The organism is Microbispora sp. CL1-1 (genome assembly GCF_012034195.1).
GTDB lineage: Bacteria > Actinomycetota > Actinomycetes > Streptosporangiales > Streptosporangiaceae > Microbispora.
This window is the reverse complement of record NZ_JAATEK010000069.1, coordinates 1-22,569: the sequence shown is the minus strand read 5'-3', so window position 1 is coordinate 22,569 and position 22,569 is coordinate 1. Positions and strand designations below refer to the sequence as shown.

Here is a 22,569-nt window from a genome sequence, read left to right as displayed (position 1 = left end):
CCAGCTCGCCTACGCCATCTCCTTCCTCGGCCTCGACAGCACCACCACACCCTCACCCTCACCCAGCCCCTCGGCGAGCCCTTCGCCCAGCCCGTCGGCGACCCCCACCACCGGTGGCGGTGGCGGGGCGATCAAGGGGGTGGCCTCCGGCCGCTGCCTGGACGTGCCCGGCGCGACCACCGCCGACGGCACCCAGGTGCAGCTGTGGGACTGCAACGGCCAGACCAACCAGACCTGGTCGTCCACCTCCGCCGGCGAGATCCGCGTGTACGGCAACAAGTGCCTCGACGCGGCCGGCACCGGCAACGGCGTCAAGGTCCAGATCTACAGCTGCTGGGGCGGCGACAACCAGAAGTGGCGCCTCAACTCCGACGGCTCCATCCAGGGCGTCCAGTCCGGGCTGTGCCTGGACGCCGTCGGAGCCGGCACCGGCAACGGCACCAAGATCCAGCTGTACTCCTGCCACGGCGGCACCAACCAGAAGTGGACCTGGAACGGCTGACCCCGCACTCGGCACCCGTCGCCGGGGACCGCGCGAGCACGTCCCCGGCGGCGGATGACGGTCCTGCCGTTCAGGCCCGGAGCTGGAGTGCCGCGCCGTACGGGTCAGGGACGGAGCTTCTCGTGCGCGTTGCCGTGCCACTCGACCAGCAGCACGGTGGCGTCGTCGTGCAGCTGGTTGTCGTGATAGTCCATAACGGTCCGGATCAGGCGGCGCAAGGTCTCGGGCACCGGCAGCCCGGCGGCGTTCTGCTTGATCATGAACTCGACGAACCGGCCGAGGCCGAACTCGCCGCTGTCGGGGCTGCGCATCTCGGTGATGCCGTCGGTGTAGAGGAGCAGCCGGTCGCCGGGCTCCAACTGTTCCTGGCAGGGCACGACGGGCAGGCCGAGGTCGAGCCCCATCGGGTGGGCGGGCGGGCAGTTCAGAGTGGACGTCCACCGGCCGCTGCGGATCAGCACCGGCGCGTGGTGACCACGGTTGACCCAGGTGAACAGGCCGGAGCCGAGGTCGAGGTCGCCGATGATCCCGGTGACGAAGCGGTCGCCCCGGCCGAACTCGTCGATCAGGACCCGCTCGATCTCCTCGCTGTTGCGTACCAGGCTCATGCCCTGCCGCCGGTGGTTGCGGCAGGCGGCCACGGCGAGGTTCGCGGTCAGCCCGGCGGCCACGTCGTGGCCCATCGCGTCGAAGACGGCCATATGCGCCATCGAGCCGGAAGTGGAGTAGTCGAAGGCGTCGCCGCCGATCTCGTACGCCGGCTCCAGCACCGCGCCGATGGTCACCGCCGGCGTGGCGAAGGTCAGCGGCGGCATGAGGTTCCACTGCATCTCGGCCGCCACGTTCATCGGCCGGCTGCGCACCAGTTGCGCGTGACAGTCGCTGAACGAGCGCGTGCTGACGATGATCAGCGCGATGAGGGACGCGATGTGCCGCATGCGCTCCCCGGTGTCGTCGCCCTCCGACACGGGGGTCATGCGGAGCACGCCGAGGCGCTCGGTGCCGTCCAGCACGGGGACCCACCACCGGACGGGGCCGTCGCCCTCCGAACCGCCCCGCAGCATGCGCACCTCCTGCAGGGCGTGCCCGGCGAGCGTGGTGTCGATCTTCAGCTCCTCCGGCTGGGCGTCGTCCCCGCCGGGGCCGCACAACCGGCGCAGCACGCTCTGCTGCAGGTCGGCCAGATAGACGGCGATCTCCTCGAAGCCCGCCTCGCGCTTGTGCCGGTCCACCAGCGACGGGATGTCCTCGAACGCCACCAGATGGCTGCCGTCCAGCATGCCCGTCAGCGCGCGCAGCAGCCCACGATCGTGAGAAGGGGGGATGCCCTGCTCCATCTGCCCACCCCCGTGGTCCTCCGCCGCCTGCCCACCGATGTGCCACTACCCCTGGTGGGAGCCCGGACACCACGACGATCCGGGCACGTCGGGGACCCGGTGGCGCTCATCGGAGGCGGGCTCCCGGCCGTCCCTCGCCGGGATGCCGCCCGTCCCTCGCTCCGATCACCTGTCGTCCAGCCACCTGTCGTCCGGCGCTGGACGGCCGGGGCGTACGAATGACCGGCCTTTGCGAGGATGAATGAAGGCCACACGACGGGGGCAGGTGAGCGGTCATGCGCGATCCGCAGGCCGGGGGGACCGGCGGACAACAGCGAGGGCACGTGGGAGGAGACGCGGACGTGGTGACGGAAAGATCAGGAGCGCGGGACGCGCGGGGCGCCTCGCCCGAGCCGCTGACGCCGGAGCCGGACGACGGGGGCCTGGAGGAGATGATCGGCGACGCGTCCGACATCGAGACGCCGGCCGAGGAGACGCCCCCGCCGACCGGGTCCGAGTCGGCGATGCCCGAGCCCGAGCCCGACGTCGGCCCGACGTCCTGAGCCGCTCCGGCTCCGCCCGGCCGCGCCGCCCGGCGGGTGTCAGACGGCGCCGGCCTGGGAGCCTCCGGTGTAGCCGAGCCGGCGGTCCTGCTCGTGCTCCTGGCGGGTCCACTGACCGGTCACCGCGTCCGCCTCGGCGAAGTGCTTCCCGACACGGGTCCCGTACCGGGCCTCCAGGTCCCGCAGCAGCTCACATGCGGGCCACCTCGCTGATCGAGTGCTCCACGGCCGCAGCCTAATCACTGGACCTTCTCGTTACGTCGACTTCTAGCGTCGGCGGCATGAGCACGCATCAGCCCTTCACCATCGCCGGTGTCCGTGTCTTCGGCGGCCGCGGCCTGATCTCCGGTGTGACGCACGTCCGCGTCAGCGACGGCCGTATCGCCGCCGTGGGGAACGAGTTCGTGACGCGGCCGGGCGACGAGGTGATCGACGGGTCCGGCGGGACCCTCCTGCCCGGCCTCGTCGACGCGCACGTCCACCTGCTCCCGGGGTGCACGCAGTTGGCGGCCCTGTTCGGCGTGACCACCGTCGTCGACATGTTCAGCAAGCCCGAGATCATCGATCCCGAGCGTGCCGCGGTCGCCGTCTCGGAACGCGGCCGGGGGCCGTCCTCGCCGACATACGCACGTCGAGCGTCGGCGCGACCGCTCCGGGCGGGCACCCCACGATCGCGTACGCGCCCTTCCCCTACGTGACCGGACCTCGGGACGCGGCGTCCTTCGTCGCCGGCAGGGTCGCCGAGGGGGCGACGCAGCGGATCCGGGACGTGTGGGTGCTCGGCTGGCGCGTCGATCCGCGCGCCTACGCCGGCGGTGAGGCCGAGCGCGAAGGCGTGCGCCGGCAGCGGGATTCGGCGGAGAAGATCGTCAAGGCGATCGGGGAGAGCCTGCCCGCCTTCCCCGCGCCGCACGAGGTGCGGCGCGACGACGGGGAACCGCTGGGCCGGGTGGTGCCGACGGCCGGAGGCTGGCAGGCGGTGACGATCTTCGGTGTGCCGCTCGGCGGCCCGGCAGGCCGGGACGACGCCGTCCGCATCCTGCATGACCGGGGGCTCGCCTGCCTCGCGGAGCCATGGTGGGCCCGTGTCGGCGACGACGCCGCCTGGCGGGAGGCCAGGATCGTCGAGGCCGCCCCAGACCGGGTCCGGCTGCGCTGGAGCGACCCGTTGGCCGATCAGCCGCCGTCCGGGGAGTGGTTCGGCCTCGACGACGTGGACCTTTCGCCGGACCCGCCCGCCTGCTGACCCCGCCCGGCGTCAGCCGGCCGTGGGCTTGATCCAGTCGAAGGCGCGCTCGACCGCCCGCCGCCAGTTGTCGTACTCCTCCTCGCGCCGTGCCGGGTCCATCGCCGGCGTCCACTGGGCGGCGCGGTGCCAGTTGCGCCGCAGGCCCTCCAGGTCGGGCCAGTATCCGACGGCGAGCCCGGCGGCGTACGCCGCGCCGAGAGAGACGGTCTCCGCGACCATGGGCCGCACCACGGGCACGTCCAGCACGTCGGCGATGAACTGCATGAGCAGGTTGTCGGAGGTCATGCCGCCGTCGACCTTGAGCGTGGTGAGCGCGATGCCCGCGTCGGCGTTCATGGCGTCCACCACCTCGCGGGTCTGCCAGCCCGTGGCCTCCAGCACGGCGCGGGCGAGATGGCCCTTGGTGATGTACGAGGTGAGCCCGACGATGACGCCGCGGGCCTCACTGCGCCAGTGGGGCGCGAACAGCCCGGAGAACGCCGGGACGATGTAGCAGCCGCCGTTGTCTTCGACCGTGCGGGCCAGGGTCTCGATCTCCGGGGCGGTGCTGATGATCCCGAGCCGGTCCCTGAACCACTGCACGAGCGCGCCGGTGATCGCGATGGAGCCCTCCAGGGCGTACACCGCGGGCTGGTCGCCGATCTGGTAGCCGACCGTGGTGAGCAGGCCGTGGGTGGAGGCGACCGGCTCGGTGCCGGTGTTGAGCAGCAGGAATGCGCCGGTGCCGTAGGTGCACTTGGCCTCGCCGCGGTGGAAGCAGGTCTGCCCGAACAGCGCGGCCTGCTGGTCGCCGAGCGCGGCGGAGATCCGCACGCCGGGCAGGACCCGCCGCGCCGTGCCGTACGTCTCGCTGGACGGGCGGATCTCCGGCAGCATCGCGCGGGGGATGCCGAAGAAGCCGAGCAGCACCGGGTCCCAGTCGAGGTCGCGAAGGTTCATCAGAAGGGTGCGGCTGGCGTTGGTCACGTCGGTGACGTGGACGCCGCCGTCCGGGCCGCCGGTGAGGTTCCAGATGAGCCAGCTCTCCATCGTGCCGAACAGTACGTCGCCGCGCTCGGCGCGCTCGCGCAGCCCGGGGATGTCGTCCAGCAGCCAGCGGACGGTGGGGGCGGAGAAGTACGTGGCCAGGGGCAGGCCGCAGCGCTCGCGCACCACGTGCGCGTCGGGGCGGCGGGACAGCTCGTCGACCATCGTGTCGGTCCGGGTGTCCTGCCAGACGACGGCGGGGGCGACAGGGACGCCGGTGTGCCGGTCCCACAGCACCGTCGTCTCCCGCTGGTTGGCGATGCCGACGGCGGCGACCTCGCCGGGCCCGATGCCCGCCTGGGCGAGCGCCTCGGGGCCGATCCGCTCAAGGTTGCGCCAGATCTCGACGGCGTCGTGCTCGACCCAGCCGGGACGGGGGAAGTGCTGCTTGTGCTCCCGCTGCGTCACCGAGACCAGCCGGCCGCGCTGGTCGAACAGGATGCACCGGGTCGAAGTGGTGCCTTGGTCGATGGACATCACATAACGCTGGGTCACGGCGGCCTACCTTCTGGCGGCTGAAGCGGTGTGGGGGGTGGAGAGGGTCACCAGCGGGAGGCGCCGAGGTCGCGGGAGACCGCCCGCGCCGCGTCGCGCACATAACCCACCAGGTCGGGGCGGGGACGCCCGCCGGAGTCGCAGATCCGCTCGGTGGCGCCGGAGATGCCCATCGCGCCCACCACGAGACCTCCGTACCCCCGGATCGGGGCGGCCACCCCAGCCTCGCCCATGCCGGCCTCGTCGACGTCCGACGCCCAGCCGTGCTCGCGCACGGTCGCGAGCATGCGCGACATCTCCCGGTGCGTCCGCACGGTGCGGCGGGTGAACTGCTCGAGCTCCCCGTCCTGTGAGGCGTCGTGTGAGGCGTCGTGCAGTGCGGCGGCCGCGTTGGCGTCGTAGGCGAGCAGCACCTTGCCGATCGCCGTGGCGTGCATGGGCATGAGCATGCCGACGTCGAGCGTCTGCAGGCTGTCGTCGGGCCGGAAGACATGGTGGACGACCAGGACCTTGCCCTGGAGGTGGGTGCCGATCCGCACCGCCTCGCCACTGCGCGCGGCCAGGGCGTCGGCCCAGTTGATCGCCCGGGAGCGGAGCTCGTTCACGTCGAGATAGCTGGTGCCCAGGTGCAGCAGCGCCGCGCCGAGCTGGTATTTGCCCGTGGCCTCGTCCTGCTCGACGAAGCCGACGAGCTGGAGCGTGCGCAGGATGCCGTGCGCCGTGCCGCGGGCCAGTCCCAGGGAGTTCGCGATCTCGGTGAGGCCGAGCCGCCCCGATCCCTGGGCGAGCAGCCGCAGGATCGCGGCGGCGCGTTCGATGGACTGGACCGGACCTGGCACGTTCCGGATCCTAGCGATGTCGAATGGTGTTCGACAATGCCGACACCTGGCCGGACATAGGGCGTTGAGCTGGTGAAAGATCTTCGGTCAGGGGATGGGTTTGCGCGAAATGTGGTTGTTCGCGTCATACCCGGGGAGCGTAGTACGCGGTTCTCAATGTGACCAGTGTTCGACAATGCCGACGATCATTCGTTGACGCTCCCTTGGGCGGCGTTTAACGTCCGGACGACCGGCAGTGCTCACAGCGGGCACTTCCGGATGTGACGGGCGCGGTCAAGGAGGAGACACATGGCGGAAGGGCGAAGCGACCGGCGGCTCCTCGGCGAGCTGGCGGCGGAGTTCGCGGGCACGGCGATCCTCATCCTGTTCGGCGCCGGAGTGGTCGCCCAGGTGGTGGCGGGCGGCATCGGCGACCACGACAGCATCGCGTGGGCATGGGGGCTGGGGGTGACCCTCGGCGTCTACACGGCCGCCCGCATCAGCGGCGCCCACCTCAACCCGGCCGTCACGGTCGCCCTCGCCGTCTTCAAGGGCTTCTCCTGGCGCAAGGTCCTGCCGTACGCGCTGGCGCAGACCCTCGGCGCCTTCGTGGCGGCGCTGCTCGTCCGGTGGAACTACGCCGAGGTCCTGGCCAAGGTGGACCCCGGGCACACGATCAAGACGCAGGGAGTCTTCTCCACCCTCCCCGGCAACGGCACACTGCCGGTCACCCAGTGGGGCGCGCTGCGCGACCAGATCATCGGCACGGCCATCCTGCTGTTCCTGATCTTCGCGATCTCCGACGAGCGCAACTCCGCGCCGCTCGCCAACCTCGCGCCGGTCATCGTCGGCCTGCTCGTGGTCGCGATCGGCATGGCGTGGGGGACCGACGCCGGCTACGCCATCAACCCCGCCCGCGACTTCGGCCCGCGCCTCGCCTCGTTCTTCACGGGGTACGGCTCGGCGTTCCGCGACCAGTACGGTGGGCTCTACTTCTGGGTGCCGATCATCGGCCCGCTGGTCGGCGGCGTCATCGGCGCCGGGCTCTACCAGCTCCTGGTCGCCCGCTTCCTGCCGCGTACGGACGTGCCCGAGCCCGGCCGTACGCCGGAGCCCGCGGCCCAGGCCGGCTGATCACCCCCGGGGCCGAGACCAGCAACGTCCACCTCATCAGAACGAGAGGCGCAACGAGAATGGCAGACTACGTCGGCGCGGTCGACCAGGGGACGACCAGCACCCGATTCATGATCTTCGATCACGGTGGCAACGAGGTCGCGCGCCACCAGCTCGAACACCAGCAGATCCTGCCGCAGGCGGGCTGGGTCGAGCACAACCCGACCGAGATCTGGGAGCGCACCCGGGCGGTGATCGAGACCGCGATGCGCACCGCGGGCCTGCACGCCTCCGACCTCGCGGCGCTCGGCATCACCAACCAGCGGGAGACCACCGTCGTCTGGGACCGGCGCACCGGCCGCCCGTACTACAACGCCATCGTCTGGCAGGACACCCGCACCGACCGCATCGCCTCGGCGCTGGAGCGGGAGGGCAAGGGCGAGGTGATCCGGCGCAAGGCCGGCCTGCCGCCCGCCACCTACTTCTCCGGCGGCAAGATCCAATGGATCCTGGAGAACGTCCCCGGCGTGCGCGAGGCCGCCGAGCGCGGTGACGCGATCTTCGGCAACACCGACACCTGGCTGCTGTGGAACCTGACGGGCGGGGTGGACGGCGGCGTCCACGTGACCGACCCCACCAACGCCAGCCGCACGATGCTGATGAACCTGGAGACGCTCGACTGGGACGACGAGCTGCTGTCGTTCTTCGGCGTGCCCCGCCAGATGCTCCCCGAGATCCGGCCGTCCTCCAACCCCGACCTGTACGGTGTGACCCGCGCCGACGGCCCGCTCCGCGGCGAGGTTCCCCTCGCGGGCGACCTCGGCGACCAGCAGGCCGCGACCGTCGGCCAGGTCTGCTTCGAGCCCGGCACGGCCAAGAACACCTACGGCACCGGCAACTTCCTGCTGCTCAACACCGGCACCGAGCTCGTGCGCTCCCAGCACGGCCTGCTCACCACGGTCTGCTACCAGTTCGGCTCGGCCAAGCCCGTGTACGCTCTGGAGGGGTCGATCGCGGTCACCGGCTCTGCCGTGCAGTGGCTGCGCGACCAGCTCGGCATCATCTCGGGGGCGTCGCAGAGCGAGGCGCTCGCCCGGCAGGTCGAGGACAACGGCGGCGTCTACTTCGTGCCCGCGTTCTCCGGCCTGTTCGCGCCCTACTGGCGCTCCGACGCCCGCGGCGCCATCGTCGGCCTGTCCCGCTACAACACCAACGCCCACCTGGCCCGCGCCACGCTCGAATCGATCTGCTACCAGACCAAGGACGTCGTCGGCGCGATGGAGCAGGACTCCGGCGTCGTCCTCGACGTGCTGCGGGTGGACGGCGGCGTGACGGCCAACGAGCTGTGCATGCAGCTGCAGGCCGACATCCTCGGCGTCCCGGTGTCGCGTCCGGTGGTCGCCGAGACCACCGCGCTCGGCGCCGCGTACGCCGCCGGGCTCGCCGTCGGATTCTGGAAGTCCACCGACGACCTCAAGCGCAACTGGCACGAGGACCGCCGCTGGGAGCCCACCTGGACCGACGAGCAGCGCGAGCGCGGCTACGCCGGATGGCGCAAGGCCGTCCAGCGGACGCTCGACTGGGTCGACGTCGACTGAGCCGACTGTAAGAAACAAGGAGTCGATACCGATATGTCTGTACCCATGGGTCCCCGCGCTCGGGAGGCGGCGCTGCGGAGGCTGGCCGAGGACGAGTTCGACGTCCTGGTCGTCGGCGGCGGGGTGGTCGGTGCCGGGGTCGCGCTCGACGCGGTCTCGCGCGGCCTGTCCGTCGCGCTGGTGGAGGCCCGTGACCTCGCGGCCGGGACGTCCAGCCGGTCGAGCAAGCTGATCCACGGCGGGCTGCGTTATCTGGAGCAGCTCGACTTCCGGCTGGTGCGCGAGGCGCTCAGGGAACGGGGCCTGCTGGTGACCCGGCTGGCCCCGCACCTGGTGCGTCCGGTGCCGTTCCTGTTCCCGCTGCGCCACCGGGTGTGGGAGCGCGGCTACGTCGGCGCGGGCGTGCTGCTCTACGACACGCTCGGCGGCGCCCGCGTGCTGCCGCGGCACCGCCAGCTCAGCCACAGCCGGGCCCTGCGCGAGGCTCCCGGCCTGCGCAGCGACGCGCTCGTCGGAGCGATCCAGTATTACGACGCCCAGGTGGACGACGCCCGATTCACGATGACGGTGGCCCGCACCGCCATGCAGTACGGCGCCTGCGTCACCACCCGCACCAAGGTCACCGGGTTCCTGCGCGACGGCGGCAGGGTGACCGGAGCGGTCGTACGCGACCTGGAGGGCGGCGCGGAGCTGCACGTCAGGGCTCGTCAGGTGATCAACGCCACCGGCGTGTGGACCGACGAGATCCAGCGGCTCGCGGGGGCGTCGCCGGGATCGCGGGGGTCGGTGACGGTCCAGGCGTCGAAGGGCGTGCACCTCGTCGTGCCGCGGGAGAAGATCCGGCTCGACACCGGGCTGATCCTGCGCACCGAGAAGAGCGTGCTGTTCGTCATCCCCTGGGGCCCGCACTGGATCGTCGGCACCACCGACACCCCCTGGGACCTCGACAAGGTCGAGCCCGCCCCCACCCGGGCCGACATCGACTACATCCTGGAGCACGTCAACGCCGTGCTGCGGAGACCGCTCACGCACGACGACATCGAGGGCGTCTACGCGGGCCTGCGCCCGCTGCTGGGCGGGTCGGGGTCGTCCTCGCCGACCGTCAAGCTGTCCAGGGAGCACGCGGTCATCCGGCCCGAGCCCGGTCTGGTCATCGTCGCGGGCGGCAAATACACCACCTATCGCGTCATGGCCAAGGACGCCGTCGACGTCGCCGTGGCCGGCCTCGGCCGGAAGGTGCCCGCGTCGGTCACCGACCGCGTCCCCGTCCTCGGGGCCGCCGGGTTCGAGGCGCTGCGCAACAACCGGCGCCGCCTGGCCGAGCGCGCGGGGCTGCCCGTCGAACGTGTCGAGCACCTGCTCGGCCGGTACGGCTCCTGCGTCGAGGAGGTGCTCGCGCTGGTCGAGGCCGACCCCGGCCTGGGCGAGCCGATCCCCGGCGCGGAGGGCTACCTCAAGGCCGAGGCCGTGTACGCCGCCACGCACGAGGGGGCGCTGCACCTGGAGGACGTCCTGGTCCGGCGCACCCGGGTCTTCATCGAGGAGCGGGATCACGGGCTCGCGGCGGCCCCCGAGGTCGCCGCGCTGATCGCGCCCGTCCTCGGCTGGGACGACGACCGGGTGCGCGCAGAGCTCGACGCCTACCGTTCCGGTGTGGAGGCCGACCTCGCCGCGCAGCGGGAGATCGACGACGCCGCGGCCAACGCCGTACGCGTCGCCGCCGCCACCCCGGCCGACCAGGTGGCCTAACGGGCCTCCACGGTGAATGTCGTGGTGAGGACCCGGCCCTCGGAGTCGCGGAACTGTCCCCACATGCGGTAGAGGCCGGGGCGGGGGAACCGGGCATGCAGTCCGAGCTCGGGCCCGAAGGTCTGACCCGGCAGAGCGAAGACGGGGCGGCCCTGGCCGTCCTCGGCCTCCGCGTGTTCGTGGGCGAACCCCTTGCCGTCGAGCGGCATGATCACCACGTGTCCGGCGGCGGCCAGATAGGGGCGCAGGCCGGCGACGGGCCTGCCGGTCGCGGCGTCGGCGAAGCGGAAAGTGAAGTCGCTCCTGCTCCCGACCTCGGCCTCACCGATGAGGGTGACCCGCAGGCCGCCGACGACCTGCTCGCGGGGCGACGGCGACGCCGTGTCCGAGGAGGTGAAGGCGCCAGGACGGCCGACTGTGATCTCCTGCCGGTCGAGGACGTCGGTCATCTCCCCGCGCAGCCGGAACTCGTTGTGGATCGTGTATCGGCCCTCGGTGGGGAACGTGAAGGGGACGGCGAACTCCCCTGGCCTGCCGGTGGGCCGCGGATGGATGTGGGCGAACGTGCCCAGGTCCTCCCGGGTGACGACGACGTGCATCCACGCCTCGTGACTGCGTACGACGTCCTCGACGGGCCGGCCGGTCCGGGCGTCGGCGACCCGGATGCGGAGGGTCGCCGGCCTGCCCGGGGCGACGCCGGAGGGTGCCTCGACGGAGACCTTCAGGCGGGCATCCTCGGCGGGGACGGGCTCCGACTCGGTGGTCATCATCACGCTCATGGCCGGGCGCATCGGCATGCCGGTGTCCTGAGCCCAGGCGAGCACGCCGTTCATCCCGCGCTGCGCCGCCTCCGTGCGGCTGAGCGCGGTGAACCCGGCGCCCACGGCCGCGGCGAGGCAGGCGATGCCCGCGAGGTAGCCCCAGTCGGCGAGCCGGGACACCCGGGAACCGGGCCGGAACCGGCGCAGGCGCAGCGCGTTGGTGACGACGCTGACCGAGCTCATCGCCATCGCGGCGGCGGCGAGGGAGGGGTCGAGGAGCACGCCGTTGAAGGGGTACAGCACCCCGGCGGCGACCGGGATCAGCAGCACGTTGTACGCGAACGCCCACAGGAGGCCCTGTTTGATCGTCCGCACGGTACGCCGGGACAGGTCGATGGCCGAGACGATGCCGCGCAGGTCGCCGCCGACGAGGGTGATGTCGGAGGCCGCGATGGCGACGTCGGTCCCGGTGCCGATGGCGATGCCGAGGTCGGCCGTGGCCAGCGCCGGGGCGTCGTTGATCCCGTCGCCGACCATGGCGACGACCGCGCCCCTCTCGCGGAGGGCGGTCACCCGGGCCGCCTTGTCCTCGGGCCGTACGTCGGCGATGACGTGGTCGATGCCGACCTGCCGGGCGACGACGTCGGCGGTGACCCGGTTGTCGCCGGTCAGCATCCACACCTCCAGGCCGAGCGCGCGCAGCCGTTCGACGGCCTCACGGGACTCGGGCCGGATGGTGTCGGCCACACCGATCATTCCGGCGAGCCGGCCATCGAGGGCGACGTACACGGGGGTCGCTCCCTCGGCCGCGGCCTCGGCGGCGATCCGCTCCAGCTCGCCGAAGCCGAAGCCGAAGTCGTTCCCGAGATGGCGGCGCATGAGTGCGGCGTTTCCGATGAGCACGGACCTGCCGCCGACGCGGGCCTCCACCCCGTGACCGGGCACGGCGTCGAAATGCTCGACCTCGGGCAGGCGGAGCCCCCGGTCCCCGGCGTGCGTGACGATCGCCTCGCCGAGAGGGTGCTCCGAACCCTTCTCGGCCGCGGCGGCGTACGCGAGAAGCTCGCCGGCGTCCCCGCCCGCGACGGTGACGAGGCGGGTGACCTCGGGCCGGCCCCGGGTGATCGTGCCGGTCTTGTCCAGGACGACCGTGGTGAGACGGCGGGCCTGTTCGAGCGCGTCGCCGCCGGAGATCAGGATGCCCGACTCGGCGGCCTTCCCGGTGCCCACCATGATCGCTGTGGGGGTGGCCAGGCCGAGCGCGCACGGGCAGGCGATGATGAGGACGGCGATGGCGGCGCCGATGCCGAACGTGAGCCGTCCCTGGCCGGGTCCGAAGACCGCCCAGACGACGAAGGTGAGCGCGGCGACGCCGATGACGGCGGGCACGAACCACCCGGACACCGTGTCGGCCAGGCGCTGCAGGGGCGCCTTCGACCCCTGCGCCCGCTCGACCAGCCGGACGATCTGCGCCAGCGTCGTGTCCTGCCCGACGGCGGTGGCCCGCATCACCACCGAGCCGGTCAGGTTGATCGTGGAGCCGATCAGCGGGTCGCCCTCGCCCCTGCGCACCGGCACGCTCTCCCCGGTGATCATGCTCTCGTCCACGGTGGAGACCCCGGCGGTCACGACGCCGTCCACGGGGACCTTCTCGCCGGGGCGCACCCGTACGAGGTCGCCGACGGCGACGTCCTCGACGGGGACCTCGACATCGCTGTCGCCGCGCAGCACCCGCGCCGTCTTCGGCCGCAGATCGAGCAGTTCCCCGATGGCGGAGGTGGTCCGCTTCCTGGCCCTCGCCTCCATCCACCGGCCCATGAGGACGAGCGCGATGACGACGACGGAGATCTCGAAGTACACGTGCGGCGGAAGCCCCAGCCGCTCCGCCGTTGCCGGCCACAGCGTGACGAACGCGCTGTAGCCGTACGCCACGGTCGTGCCGAGCGCGACGAGCGTGTGCATGTTGACCGCGCCGTGCCGGGCCGCCGCCCAGGCGGCGCGGTAGAAGGGACGGCCCGCCGAGAACTGGGCGATGGTGGCGACGACCAGCAGCAACGGCATCAGCCAGTCCATCGCGTCGATGGGCAGCGGCAGGTACATCAGCACCATCATCGACAGCCCCGCGGCGAGGGTGACCTGCCAGGTGCGCTTCAGCCGGATGACCTCCCGATCCGGCTCCGCATCCGGCTCCGGCGCGGTCTCGGGCGCGGTCTCGGGCGCGGACCCAGGCCGAGGCTCGGGCCCGGAGATCTCCGCGGTGTACCCGGCACGTGCGACCGACTCGGTGAGCATCCCGACGGTCACGCGGGCGGGATCGCAGGTGACGGTGGCGACCTCGGTGGCGAGGTTCACCTCGGCCGACTCCACGCCGTCGACCCGGGTCAGGGCCTTCTCCACCCTGCGGACGCAGGACGCACAGGTCATCCCGCCGATGTTCAGCGTACGTACGGTCGTCGTGACCGTCATCGCTTCACCTCCTGGTTGAGGACTTCGCTGCGACGGTCGCGCGCGTCGCTTTCCCGCCGCTGACCGTCCCCTGTCCGGCTCGGGACAGGGGATGGACAGCGCCGCCCGGCATGGTCGTGCCATCCGGGCCGTACGGAGCGGTCCGCGACGTGAAGGAGTCATGATGAACCAGCTCGTCCTGTCCGTGCCGGCCATCAGCTGCGGCCACTGCGTCAAGGCGATCGCGGAGTCCGTCGGCGAGGTGCCCGGTGTCGGTTCCGTGGCCGTCGACTTCACCGCCAAGACGGTGCTGGTCACCGGCACGGCGGACCCGGCCGCGGTGCGCACGGCCATCGCCGAGGCCGGTTACGAGGTGGCCGGATGAGCGCGGCGGCGTACGACACGCTGATCATCGGCGGGGGGCAGGCCGGGCTGGCGCTGGGATATCACCTGCGCCGCGCGGGTCTGCGGTTCGTCATCCTCGACGCGCACCAGCGGGTGGGAGACGCGTGGCGTCACCGGTGGGACTCTCTCACGCTGTTCACGCCGCGCCGGTACGACGCCCTGCCCGGCCTGCCGTTCCCGGGCGACCCCGACGGTCATCCGGGCAAGGACGAGGCCGCCGACTACCTGGAGACGTACGCCGAGCGCTTCGCCCTTCCGGTGCGGCTCGGCCGCCAGGTCACGGCCGTACGGCCGGAGGGGGAGCGGTTCCTGGTCGAGACCTCGGCCGAGACGTACACGGCGGCGCGGGTCGTGGTCGCGGTGGGGGCGTTCCACACGCCGCGCACGCCCGCCTTCGCGTCGAGCCTCGACCGAGGCGTCACCCAGCTGCACAGCAACCGGTATCGCCGTCCGGACCAGCTCCCCATGGGCGAGATCCTGGTCGTCGGCGCGGGCAACACCGGTGTGCAGATCGCCGATGAGCTGGCCGGCACCGGGCGGCGCGTCCGGCTGTCGGCCTCGTCGATGGGCCTGGCGCTGCCGCAGCGCATTCTGGGCCGTGACGTGTTCTGGTGGTTCTCCCGTCTGGGTTTCATGGACATCCGCGGCGACAGCAGGATCGGGCGCCGGGTCAGAAGCAGGGAGCTGATCATCGGGACGGACGTCAAGCGGCTGCTGCGGCGGGTGGAGCGGGTGGACCGCACCGTGGACGTCCAGGGGCGGGACGTCGTCCTCGCGGACGGCCGCCGCGTGCGACCCGACGGCGTCGTGTGGGCGACCGGTTTCCGCGCGCACTATCCCTGGCTGCACGTGCCGGTGCTGGACGAGCAGGGGGCGCCGGTGCACCGTGAGGGCGTCACGGCCTGGCCGGGGTTGTACTTCCTCGGCCTGCCCTGGCAGCGGACTCGCGGATCGTCCGTGCTCGGGTGGGTGGACCGCGACGCGCGTGCCCTGGCCGAGCGGCTGACGGCCTCCGCCAACACTCCCGGCAAGTCGCTCATCGCCCCTTAATATTGGGCAATCCCGGTGGAGTCGGGGATGACGAGGAGTGACATGCCGAACACCGCCGTGACGTTCGCGGTTCTCGGACCCACCGAGGTGCGGGCATCCGACGGCTCCGTGGCGGCGTTGCCTCCGTCCGTACGGGCACTGCTGGCCCGGCTGGCCCTGTCCTGCGGCCGCGTGGTGCCGGTGGACGCCCTGACGGACGCGTTGTGGGGCGACGAGGGTGACGACCTGCCGGCCGACGCGGCGAACGCCCTGCAGATCCGCGTGTCCAAGCTGCGCCGCGCCCTCGCCGCCGCCGGGTTGGGCACGGACGTCCTGGTCACGCAGGCTCCGGGATACCGGCTCGCCGTGCCCGCCGAGGCCGTCGACGCGCACGTGTTCGAGCGGCTGCTCGTCCGCGCGCGGGAGGAGACGGCCGCCGGGAACGTCACCGCGGCGTCGAGCCGCCTGGACGAGGCGCTGCGGCTGTGGCGGGGCCCCGCGCTGGCCGACGTCGGCCGGACGACGTGGGCGACCACGGAAAGCGCCCGGCTGGAGGAGCTGCGGCTGGGCGCGGTCGAGGACCGGATCGAGCTCCTGCTGGAGTCCGGCGGGCACAACGAGGCGATCGCCGATATCGAGCGCCTGGTGGCACTGCATCCGCTGCGGGAGCGGCTGCACCGCCTGCTGATGCTCGCGCTGTATCGCGGCGGACGGCAGGCGGAGGCGCTGGCCGCCTACCAGGCGCTGCGCCGTGGTCTCGCAGACGAGCTCGGCATCGACCCGTCGCCGGAGCTGCAGGCCCTCGCCGAGGCCATCCTCCGCCAGCAGGTCCCGGCCGCCGCCCAGCCGTCCGTCCAGCCGTCCGCCCAGCCGTCCGTCCCATCGTCCCCCGGGCCCGCCGGGCAACGAACACCGGAAGGCGCCGAGCGGCTGCCGCGGCGGCTGACGTCGGTCATCGGCCGCCAGGACGACGTCGCGGCGGTGCTGGAACGGCTCGCCGAGGCGCGGGTGGTGACGCTGACCGGCCCGGGCGGGATGGGGAAGACGACGCTGGCGTTCGAGGTCGCACGCAGGGTGAGCGAGACGCCGGACGAGATGCCGGCCGATCGAATGCTGCTGGTCCGCCTGGCCGCCCTGGAGCCGGGAGCCGATGTCGCCGGCGCGTTCGCCGCCGAGCTCGGCGTGGCGGCGCAGGGCACCGCGCCGGCCGACGTGGTCGAGGAGCACCTGCGGGACGGCCGCACGCTGCTCGTGGTCGACAACTGCGAGCACGTGGTGGACGACGTCGCCGTTCTCGTGGAGCGGCTGGCCGCGGCCTGCCCGCGCCTGCGCGTGCTGGCCACCAGCAGGGAGGCGCTGGCGATACCCGGCGAGGTGCAGGTCGCGGTCGGCCCGCTGGGCGACGATTCCGCCGTCCGGCTCTTCGAGGAGCGGGCCCGTGCTGTACGGCCCTCGTTCACGCTCGACGCCGGGAACGCAGCCGTGGTGGCGTCCATCTGCCGCAGGCTCGACGGCATGCCGCTCGCCATCGAGCTGGCCGCGGCCAGGGTCAAGGCGCTGTCCCCGGCCGACATCGAGGCCCGGCTGGCGGACAGGTTCTCGCTGCTGACGGCGGGACCGCGCACCGGCGAGGCGCGCCACCGCACGCTGCGCGCCACGCTCGACTGGAGCCACGACCTGCTGACGGATGCCGAGCGGCGCCTGCTGCGCCGCCTCGCGGTGTTCCGCGGCGGCTGGACCCCGGCCGCCGCGGAGGAGGTGTGCGCCTTCTCCGGAGCAGGCGGCGGCGTCGGCAGAGGAGAGGTGCTCGACCTGCTGTTCCGGCTGGTCGACCGGTCGCTCGTGGTTCCCGAACCGGCCACAGGGCGGTTCCGGCTGCTCGTCACCGTACGCGACTACGCGTGGGCCCGGCTGGAGGAGGCCGGGGAGGTCGCCGAATGCCGCGACCGTCACCTGGCCTGCTACGTGCGCCTGGCCGAGGAGAACGGGCCGTACGTACGGAACCTCACCGTCTTCACCCGGCTCTACGACGAGCACGACAACTTCCGCGCCGCCGTGGACCACGCCCTCGACCGCGGTGACGTCGAGAACGGCTTCCGGCTGGCCAACGCGCTCGTGATGTTCTGGAACTACGGCGTGCGCTACGAAGGCACGCGGGCGCTGACCGCGCTGCTGGAGACCGGTGGCGGGTCCGCGGGCGCACGGGGCCGGGCGTTGCAGGGCATCGGGCTCCTGCACGTGTACTATCCGACCCCGCACTCGGTCGCCGCCACGGAGGAGAGTCTTGCGATCTTCGAGGAGATCGGTGACGCGCGCAACGCCGCGATCTCCCGGCTCGTGATGTCCTGGGCCGGCCAGTACGGCGGGGACGCCGCGCATTACCGCGCCATGATCGAGCGGAGCAGGCGGGAACTCGGCGACTCCGACGACGGCTGGTGGCTGTGCATGACGGAGTATCTGGAGGCGCTGCTGGCCCTGCGCCTCGGCGACTTCGAGGACGCGGCCGTCCGGTGGCGGCGCGCCCTCGACCTGGCCAGGGCAGTCGGCGACCGCATCATCGGCAGCGCGATCCTCGCGCATCTCGGCATCGCCCTGCGCGAGTCGGGACGGCACGAGGAGGCTCTGGCCGTCCTGCGGGAGTCCGTGGACGAGGTGCGCGGCCGAAACTCCTTTCACGGGCTGACCTTCGCGCTCGTGCACACGGCCCACACCCGGCTGGACATGGACGAGGGCGACGACGCCTCGGCGCTGCTCGCCGAGGCGGACGAGGTCGCTCGCCGGGTGCGCAACCCCCGTTGCCAGGCGTGGGCTGCGTGGGGGCGGGCACGCATGGCCCGCGTGCGTGGGGACGCCGGTGCCGCCGTCCGCGAGTGCCGGGACGCGCTGGCGCTGTTGAAGGAGGGCGAGTTCCCCTGGGCCAGGGCTCGCCTCTGGTCGTTCCTGGCCGAGTGCGCGGAGGCGGCGGGCGTCCCCGACGAGGCCGCCCACGCCCGCGAGACGGCCGCCGCGCTCACGAGCTGATCACATACTGACATCCCGGTGTTCGCACCGGTCGCCCGAGAACCCCGCCGACGCCAGCGCCGCCCGCAGCTCCGCCGGGTCCACGACCCCGCGTACGCGCAGCAGGCCCCGCCCGGCGTCCACCTCGAACGAGGAGACGCCGGGAACGTCTCGTACGTGTCTGCTCAGGAGACGGACGCATCTGCGGCACAGCAGGGCCGGCACGCACACGGTCGTCTCCGCCGCCGCCCCCTGACGGCTCTGGTCTGCCATGCCGTTCAGCGTGCCGTCCCGGCCTGGCGAACGGCTGTCCGTCCGCTGTCCGGAGCTGTCCGGGTCTGTCAGGTGCCGCAGGGGACGCGCAAAGCCGGCGGCCAGCCCCCGGACAGCCCGGACCGCGACGCTCCTGACATGAACATCATCCTCCCCGTTCTTCCCGAGCTGATCCGGCTGAGGCATCACGAGCTGCTGCGGCAGGCCGAGCAGCACCGACGAACCCGGCAGGCCCGAGCCGTCCCCGCCACCCGGCGCTGGGTGCGGCGCGGCCCGCTCGACCTCCACTGATCACTCGAGGAGCACGCCATGACCATCACATCCGTGCGTACCGACGTCGCCGCGCTGGCCCGCGACGTCGTGAAGATCTACGGCCGCGGCGAGACCGCCGTCCGGGCCCTCGACGGTGCCACCCTGTCGATCCCCGCCGGGCGGTTCACCGCCGTCATGGGCCCGTCCGGGTCCGGCAAGTCCACGCTCATGCACGCCATGGCCGGTCTGGACACCGTGGACGAGGGACAGGTGCTCATCGGGGACACCGACCTCGGCCGGCTCAGCGAGCGGCAGCGCACACTGCTGCGCCGCGACCACGTGGGCTTCGTGTTCCAGAGCTTCAACCTGGTTCCCACGCTGACCGCCGCCGAGAACATCGCGCTGCCGCTGACCCTCGCCGGCCGGCGGGCCGACCAGGCGTGGATCGACGAGATCGTCGCGATGCTCGGGCTGGGCGACCGGCTGCGGCACCGCCCCGCCGAGATGTCCGGCGGACAGCGGCAACGGGTCGCCGTGGCCCGCGCGCTGGCCGCCCGCCCGCGGATCGTCTTCGCCGACGAACCGACCGGCAACCTCGACTCCCGGGCGGGGGAGGCGCTGCTCGGTTTCCTCCGCCACGCCGCCCACGAGCTGGGCCAGACCATCGTCATGGTCACCCACGACGCGAACGCCGCCGCGTACGCCGACCAGGTGGCCCACTTCGCCGACGGCCGGGTGGCCGGCGTCACCCGCAACGAGGAGAAGTGATCGCGATGTGGTACCTGATCATCCGCAACACCGTCGCTCGCCGGGGCAGACTGGCGCTGACCCTGCTCGCCGTCCTGCTCGGCGTCACCTTCGTCACCGGCAGCCTGGTGCTCACCGACACCTCACAGCGGCTGCTCGACGACCAGTTCCGTACGGCCGCCGCGGGGGTCGACCTGACCGTCCGCGACGCGGTCGCGTTCGACTCGGCGATGGGAGTGGAGGTCGAGCGCGACCCGCTGCCCGCCGAGGTCGCGGACCGCGTCCGCGCGGTGCCGGGCGTGGCCGCCGCCACCCCCGTCGTACGGGGCAAGGGACTGATCGGCGTCGGCGGGAAGACCATCGTCCCGGCGGGCCCGTCGCTGCTGCTGTCCTGGGACCCCGCACCGGTCGGCCCGTTCACCCTGCGCGCCGGACGCGCTCCGGTCACCGAGGGCGAGGTCGTGATCGACGCCGCGACCGCCCGGCGGCACCGCATCGGCCTCGGCGCCGAGGTGACCGTACGGGCCGAGCGCACGAAACGGCTCCGAGTGGTGGGGCTGGCCGGGTTCGGGCCGGGCGAGGGGCTGCCCGAGACCACGGTCGCCCTGGTCACGCTGCCCGCGGCGCAACGTCTGCTCGCCCTCGGCGAGGACTACTCGGAGGTCGCCGTCGTCGCCGCGGACGGCACGGACGTCCGGCGGCTGCGCTCCGCGGTGTCGGCCGCGCTCGGCTCCGGATATGAGGTCTCCTCCAGCCGGGACGTCGCCGCAGCCAGCGCGGCGGCGGCCAAGACGCAGATCTCCTCCCTGCAGATGATGCTGCTGGCTCTGGCGGCGGCGGCCCTGCTCGTCGGCGCGTTCCTCATCGCCAACACCTTCTCGATCGTCGTCACCCAGCGCACACGTGAGCTGGCCGTGCTGCGCGCGGCCGGGGCCACCGGCGGTCAGGTGATGCGCTCGGTGCTCGGCGAGGCGCTGCTGGTTGGGCTGGCCGCCTCCGTGGCGGGCGTGGGCCTCGGCGTCGCCTGCGCGGCGGGGCTGCGCGATCTCGCCGGCGTCTTCGGAATGACGCTGCCCGGCGGCGGGCTCGTCGTCACGCCCCGGACCTTCGCCGTCGCGTTCGTGGTCGGCGTCGGTGTCACGGTCCTGTCGGCGTTCGGGCCGGCTCGCCGCGCGGCCGCGGTGGCGCCGGTCGAGGCGATGCGGCGCTCGTCGGCCGACCATCTCTCCGGGCGGGCGGGCTGGGGCCGCACGGTCGCCGGCGCGGTTCTCACCGCGCTCGGTGCGGCCGGGCTGTCGATCGTCCTGGCCGGGCCGGGGTCGGTCGTCGTGCTCGGCGAGGCGGCGGTGAGCACCGTCGTGGGGCTGGCCCTGCTCGGACCGGCGGTCATCCCGGGCCTGGTCCGGCTGCTCGGCAGGCCGCTCGGCGTGGCCGGGGTCCCCGGACGGCTGGCGCGCGAGTCCGCCGCGCGGTCGCCCCGGCGGACCTCCGCGACCGCCCTCGCCCTGGCTTTCGGCCTGGCGCTCGTCAGCTTCACGACCGTGCTGGGGACCTCGATCAAGGAGTCGACCGCACGGTCGTACGCCGAGACGATCACCGCCGACTACGTGGTGGAGAGCGCACGCAACGAGATGCTCGGCGGGCTGCCCGCGCATGTCCATCACCACGTCAGCGAGCTGCCGCAGGTCGCCGTGGCCTCCCGGCTGCGCTACGGCCACTGGAAGGACGGGCAGTCGGTCGAGGCGCTCACCGCGGTCGACCCGGTCACGCTGCCCCGCGTGACCTCGCTCCACATGGTCGCCGGACGCCTGGACGCGGTCGCGGGCGGCGGCGTCGTCCTGGCGGCGAACGTCGCCAAGGAGCGGAACCTCAAGGTCGGCGACACCCTGGCGATGACGTTCTCCCGCACCGGCGTCCAGCGCCTCCCGGTGGTCGGCCTGCTGCGCGACCGCGACGCGCAGGCGCTGTCGACCGGCTACGTCATCTCCCTGGACACTTACGAACGGAACTACCGAGAGGACGTCGACGCGAGCGTCTTCGTCAAGGTGGCCGACGGAGTGAGCGGTGCGGACGCCAAGAAGGCCATCGAACGGGCCCTGGCCGACGCCCCGACCGCGCAGGTGCGCGACCAGGCCGCGGCCGTCGCCGGGCGGAACGCGATGATCGACCAGGTCCTGGGCCTGGTGAGCGTGCTGCTGATGCTCACCGTCCTCATCGCGCTGATGGGCATCACCAACACCCTGGCCCTGTCGATCATCGAGCGGACCAGGGAGCTCGGGCTGCTGCGGGCGGTCGGCATGACCGGTGCCCAGATGCGCTGGATGATCCGCGGTGAGGCGGTCCTCGTCGCGGCCCTGGCGATCGTGGCCGGGGTCGGCCTGGGCGTCGCGTTCGCCGCGGGCACGCTCACCGCCCTGGGCCGCACGACCGAGACCACGCTCACAGTGCCGGTCGGTCCGCTCCTGCTCGTCGTCGCGGTGGCCGCACTCGCCGGCCTGCTGGCCGGGCTCTTGCCGGCCCGACGTGCCGCCAGGCTCGACGTGCTCACCGCCATCGCCACGTCCTGACGCCCCCTGAGGTGCTCCTGAAGGGCTCCTGAGGGGACTCCGCCCCGAGAGGCACTGGCGCGAAGAGGGGATCAGCAGGCCCCAGGGCACATCGCAAATCCGGGCAAGAGGCGAACCGACGGGTAGCCGGATGGCAAGGGCCGTCGCCCGGAGGCGCTCACCACGACGGCCTCAGCCGGTCTTCGGACCGGCCGAGGCCGCCGCGCACCGTCAGAGCAGGGTCAGCGCAGGGGGAGGAGAGGACGCGATGGCGTCCGCCGGGGAGCCTCCCCAGATCGGTCTCGTGTGGTCGCCGAGCCGGTCATTCCTGCGGTGCCTCTCCGACCGTCACATCGAAGGTGGCCGTCGTCGGCAGGCTCGCCTGATCTCCGGCCCACTCGACGCGATACGAGTACTCGCCCGCCTCGGTGGGTGTATCCGTGAAGGTGAATCTTCCGTCGAAGATGACCATGCGTGGGTGCGGCAGCTCGGTGACCACGGTGCCCTCGCTGTTGATTACCGTGCGTAGGACTTTCAACGGGATGGTGGAACCCATGGGCTGACCACCCTGGAAAAGCGCACCGCTCACCTTGAGCTGTGTGCCGACGGTGCCCGTCTCCGGTCCGGACAGGGTGATCGACGACTCTGCCTTGACCAAGGTGACGGTCGCCGAAGCGGTGCT

20 protein-coding genes are annotated in these 22,569 nt (G+C 72.6%); 13 read left to right on the top strand and 7 right to left on the bottom strand.

Translation table 11 applies throughout. From position 1 onward, the window contains the following. Positions 1–502, top strand: a 502-nt coding sequence (locus tag HCK04_RS38700) for an RICIN domain-containing protein (protein WP_142652495.1), incomplete at its 5' end; no start/stop codon positions are given. 104 nt (positions 503–606) lie between these two features. On the opposite strand, the gene HCK04_RS38695 is transcribed toward HCK04_RS38700, so the two are convergent. Next, positions 607–1,839 (bottom strand): PP2C family protein-serine/threonine phosphatase, encoded by a 1,233-nt coding sequence (locus HCK04_RS38695; protein ID WP_168066609.1) that lies wholly within the window; start codon positions 1,837–1,839, stop codon positions 607–609. A 344-nt stretch (positions 1,840–2,183) separates the two neighbouring features. Between HCK04_RS38695 and HCK04_RS38690 the strand changes: the two genes are divergently transcribed. Beyond that, positions 2,184–2,381 (top strand): hypothetical protein, encoded by a 198-nt coding sequence (locus tag HCK04_RS38690; RefSeq protein ID WP_142652494.1) that lies wholly within the window; start codon positions 2,184–2,186, stop codon positions 2,379–2,381. Between the two features lie 39 nt (positions 2,382–2,420). Here the strand turns inward: HCK04_RS38690 and HCK04_RS38685 are convergent, their stop codons facing one another. Next, positions 2,421–2,624 (bottom strand): hypothetical protein, encoded by a 204-nt coding sequence (locus HCK04_RS38685; RefSeq protein ID WP_142652493.1) that lies wholly within the window; start codon positions 2,622–2,624, stop codon positions 2,421–2,423. Between the two features lie 38 nt (positions 2,625–2,662). On the opposite strand from HCK04_RS38685, the gene HCK04_RS41655 reads away from it, so the two are divergent. Together HCK04_RS41655 and HCK04_RS41650 are read left to right on the top strand one after the other, a co-directional pair. Continuing rightward, positions 2,663–3,079, top strand: a complete 417-nt coding sequence (locus HCK04_RS41655) for a hypothetical protein (protein ID WP_205831241.1) — start codon at positions 2,663–2,665, stop codon at positions 3,077–3,079. After that, positions 3,076–3,627 carry a hypothetical protein gene (locus HCK04_RS41650; protein ID WP_205831240.1) on the top strand — a complete coding sequence of 184 codons (552 nt, stop codon included), beginning with the start codon at positions 3,076–3,078 and terminating at the stop codon, positions 3,625–3,627. Before HCK04_RS41655 ends, HCK04_RS41650 begins: the two co-directional genes overlap by 4 nt. A gap of 12 nt (positions 3,628–3,639) precedes the next feature. Here HCK04_RS41650 and glpK (HCK04_RS38675) read toward each other — a convergent pair whose 3' ends face one another. Next, positions 3,640–5,151: a glycerol kinase GlpK gene (gene glpK / locus HCK04_RS38675; protein WP_142652492.1), complete on the bottom strand. Its 1,512-nt coding sequence runs from the start codon at positions 5,149–5,151 to the stop codon at positions 3,640–3,642. Between the two features lie 47 nt (positions 5,152–5,198). Then, on the bottom strand, positions 5,199–5,990 hold the full coding sequence (locus HCK04_RS38670; protein ID WP_142652491.1) for an IclR family transcriptional regulator: 792 nt from the start codon (positions 5,988–5,990) through the stop codon (positions 5,199–5,201). Between the two features lie 288 nt (positions 5,991–6,278). Here HCK04_RS38670 and HCK04_RS38665 point away from each other — a divergent pair, with 288 nt between their 5' ends. Genes HCK04_RS38665 through HCK04_RS38655 form a run of 3 tightly spaced genes read left to right on the top strand, consistent with a single transcriptional unit; the run spans position 6,279 to position 10,429 of the window. Further along, positions 6,279–7,103 carry an MIP/aquaporin family protein gene (locus tag HCK04_RS38665; RefSeq protein ID WP_142652490.1) on the top strand — a complete coding sequence of 275 codons (825 nt, stop codon included), beginning with the start codon at positions 6,279–6,281 and terminating at the stop codon, positions 7,101–7,103. A gap of 59 nt (positions 7,104–7,162) precedes the next feature. After that, complete coding sequence (gene glpK, locus HCK04_RS38660) at positions 7,163–8,680, top strand: glycerol kinase GlpK (RefSeq protein WP_142652489.1); 1,518 nt, start codon at positions 7,163–7,165, stop codon at positions 8,678–8,680. A 33-nt stretch (positions 8,681–8,713) separates the two neighbouring features. Then, a complete protein-coding gene (locus HCK04_RS38655) occupies positions 8,714–10,429 on the top strand; it encodes a glycerol-3-phosphate dehydrogenase/oxidase (RefSeq protein ID WP_142652488.1) in 1,716 nt (571 codons plus the stop codon). Here the strand turns inward: HCK04_RS38655 and HCK04_RS38650 are convergent. Further along, positions 10,426–13,656, bottom strand: coding sequence for a heavy metal translocating P-type ATPase (locus tag HCK04_RS38650; protein WP_142652487.1), 3,231 nt, complete (start codon positions 13,654–13,656; stop codon positions 10,426–10,428). The two genes, HCK04_RS38655 and HCK04_RS38650, sit on opposite strands and share 4 nt — an antisense overlap. 160 nt (positions 13,657–13,816) lie before the next feature. Here HCK04_RS38650 and HCK04_RS38645 point away from each other — a divergent pair, with 160 nt between their 5' ends. The 3 genes from HCK04_RS38645 to HCK04_RS38635 are packed head-to-tail and all read left to right on the top strand — an operon-like array spanning position 13,817 to position 18,090. Further along, positions 13,817–14,020, top strand: a complete 204-nt coding sequence (locus HCK04_RS38645; protein WP_142652486.1) for a heavy-metal-associated domain-containing protein — start codon at positions 13,817–13,819, stop codon at positions 14,018–14,020. Then, positions 14,017–15,090: an NAD(P)/FAD-dependent oxidoreductase gene (locus HCK04_RS38640; RefSeq protein WP_142652485.1), complete on the top strand. Its 1,074-nt coding sequence runs from the start codon at positions 14,017–14,019 to the stop codon at positions 15,088–15,090. Before HCK04_RS38645 ends, HCK04_RS38640 begins: the two co-directional genes overlap by 4 nt. A 27-nt stretch (positions 15,091–15,117) precedes the next feature. Next, positions 15,118–18,090, top strand: a complete 2,973-nt coding sequence (locus tag HCK04_RS38635; protein WP_142652484.1) for a BTAD domain-containing putative transcriptional regulator — start codon at positions 15,118–15,120, stop codon at positions 18,088–18,090. On the opposite strand, the gene HCK04_RS38630 is transcribed toward HCK04_RS38635, so the two are convergent. After that, entirely contained in the window at positions 18,091–18,342 is a 252-nt protein-coding gene (locus tag HCK04_RS38630; RefSeq protein ID WP_168066607.1) for a heavy metal-associated domain-containing protein, read from the bottom strand. A 138-nt stretch (positions 18,343–18,480) separates the two neighbouring features. On the opposite strand from HCK04_RS38630, the gene HCK04_RS38625 reads away from it, so the two are divergent. The 3 genes from HCK04_RS38625 to HCK04_RS38615 are packed head-to-tail and all read left to right on the top strand — an operon-like array spanning position 18,481 to position 21,908. Continuing rightward, positions 18,481–18,633, top strand: a complete 153-nt coding sequence (locus HCK04_RS38625) for a hypothetical protein (protein ID WP_168066605.1) — start codon at positions 18,481–18,483, stop codon at positions 18,631–18,633. 18 nt (positions 18,634–18,651) lie between these two features. Next, on the top strand, positions 18,652–19,362 hold the full coding sequence (locus HCK04_RS38620; protein ID WP_142652482.1) for an ABC transporter ATP-binding protein: 711 nt from the start codon (positions 18,652–18,654) through the stop codon (positions 19,360–19,362). A 5-nt stretch (positions 19,363–19,367) separates the two neighbouring features. After that, on the top strand, positions 19,368–21,908 hold the full coding sequence (locus tag HCK04_RS38615; RefSeq protein WP_240972224.1) for an FtsX-like permease family protein: 2,541 nt from the start codon (positions 19,368–19,370) through the stop codon (positions 21,906–21,908). A gap of 301 nt (positions 21,909–22,209) precedes the next feature. Here the strand turns inward: HCK04_RS38615 and HCK04_RS38610 are convergent. Further along, a partial coding sequence (locus HCK04_RS38610) for a hypothetical protein (protein WP_205831238.1) occupies positions 22,210–22,569 on the bottom strand: 360 nt, incomplete at its 5' end.

Coding starts and splice junctions, on each gene's coding strand:
- HCK04_RS38640 (WP_142652485.1), top strand. CDS start 14,017: ATGAGCGCGGCGGCGTACGACACGCTGATCATCGGCGGGGGGCAGGCC.
- HCK04_RS38625 (WP_168066605.1), top strand. CDS start 18,481: ATGAACATCATCCTCCCCGTTCTTCCCGAGCTGATCCGGCTGAGGCAT.
- HCK04_RS41655 (WP_205831241.1), top strand. CDS start 2,663: ATGAGCACGCATCAGCCCTTCACCATCGCCGGTGTCCGTGTCTTCGGC.
- HCK04_RS38695 (WP_168066609.1), bottom strand. CDS start 1,839: ATGGAGCAGGGCATCCCCCCTTCTCACGATCGTGGGCTGCTGCGCGCG.
- HCK04_RS38620 (WP_142652482.1), top strand. CDS start 18,652: ATGACCATCACATCCGTGCGTACCGACGTCGCCGCGCTGGCCCGCGAC.
- HCK04_RS38665 (WP_142652490.1), top strand. CDS start 6,279: ATGGCGGAAGGGCGAAGCGACCGGCGGCTCCTCGGCGAGCTGGCGGCG.
- HCK04_RS38645 (WP_142652486.1), top strand. CDS start 13,817: ATGATGAACCAGCTCGTCCTGTCCGTGCCGGCCATCAGCTGCGGCCAC.
- glpK (WP_142652489.1), top strand. CDS start 7,163: ATGGCAGACTACGTCGGCGCGGTCGACCAGGGGACGACCAGCACCCGA.
- HCK04_RS38635 (WP_142652484.1), top strand. CDS start 15,118: ATGACGAGGAGTGACATGCCGAACACCGCCGTGACGTTCGCGGTTCTC.
- HCK04_RS38655 (WP_142652488.1), top strand. CDS start 8,714: ATGTCTGTACCCATGGGTCCCCGCGCTCGGGAGGCGGCGCTGCGGAGG.
- HCK04_RS38615 (WP_240972224.1), top strand. CDS start 19,368: ATGTGGTACCTGATCATCCGCAACACCGTCGCTCGCCGGGGCAGACTG.
- HCK04_RS38630 (WP_168066607.1), bottom strand. CDS start 18,342: ATGGCAGACCAGAGCCGTCAGGGGGCGGCGGCGGAGACGACCGTGTGC.
- HCK04_RS38650 (WP_142652487.1), bottom strand. CDS start 13,656: ATGACGGTCACGACGACCGTACGTACGCTGAACATCGGCGGGATGACC.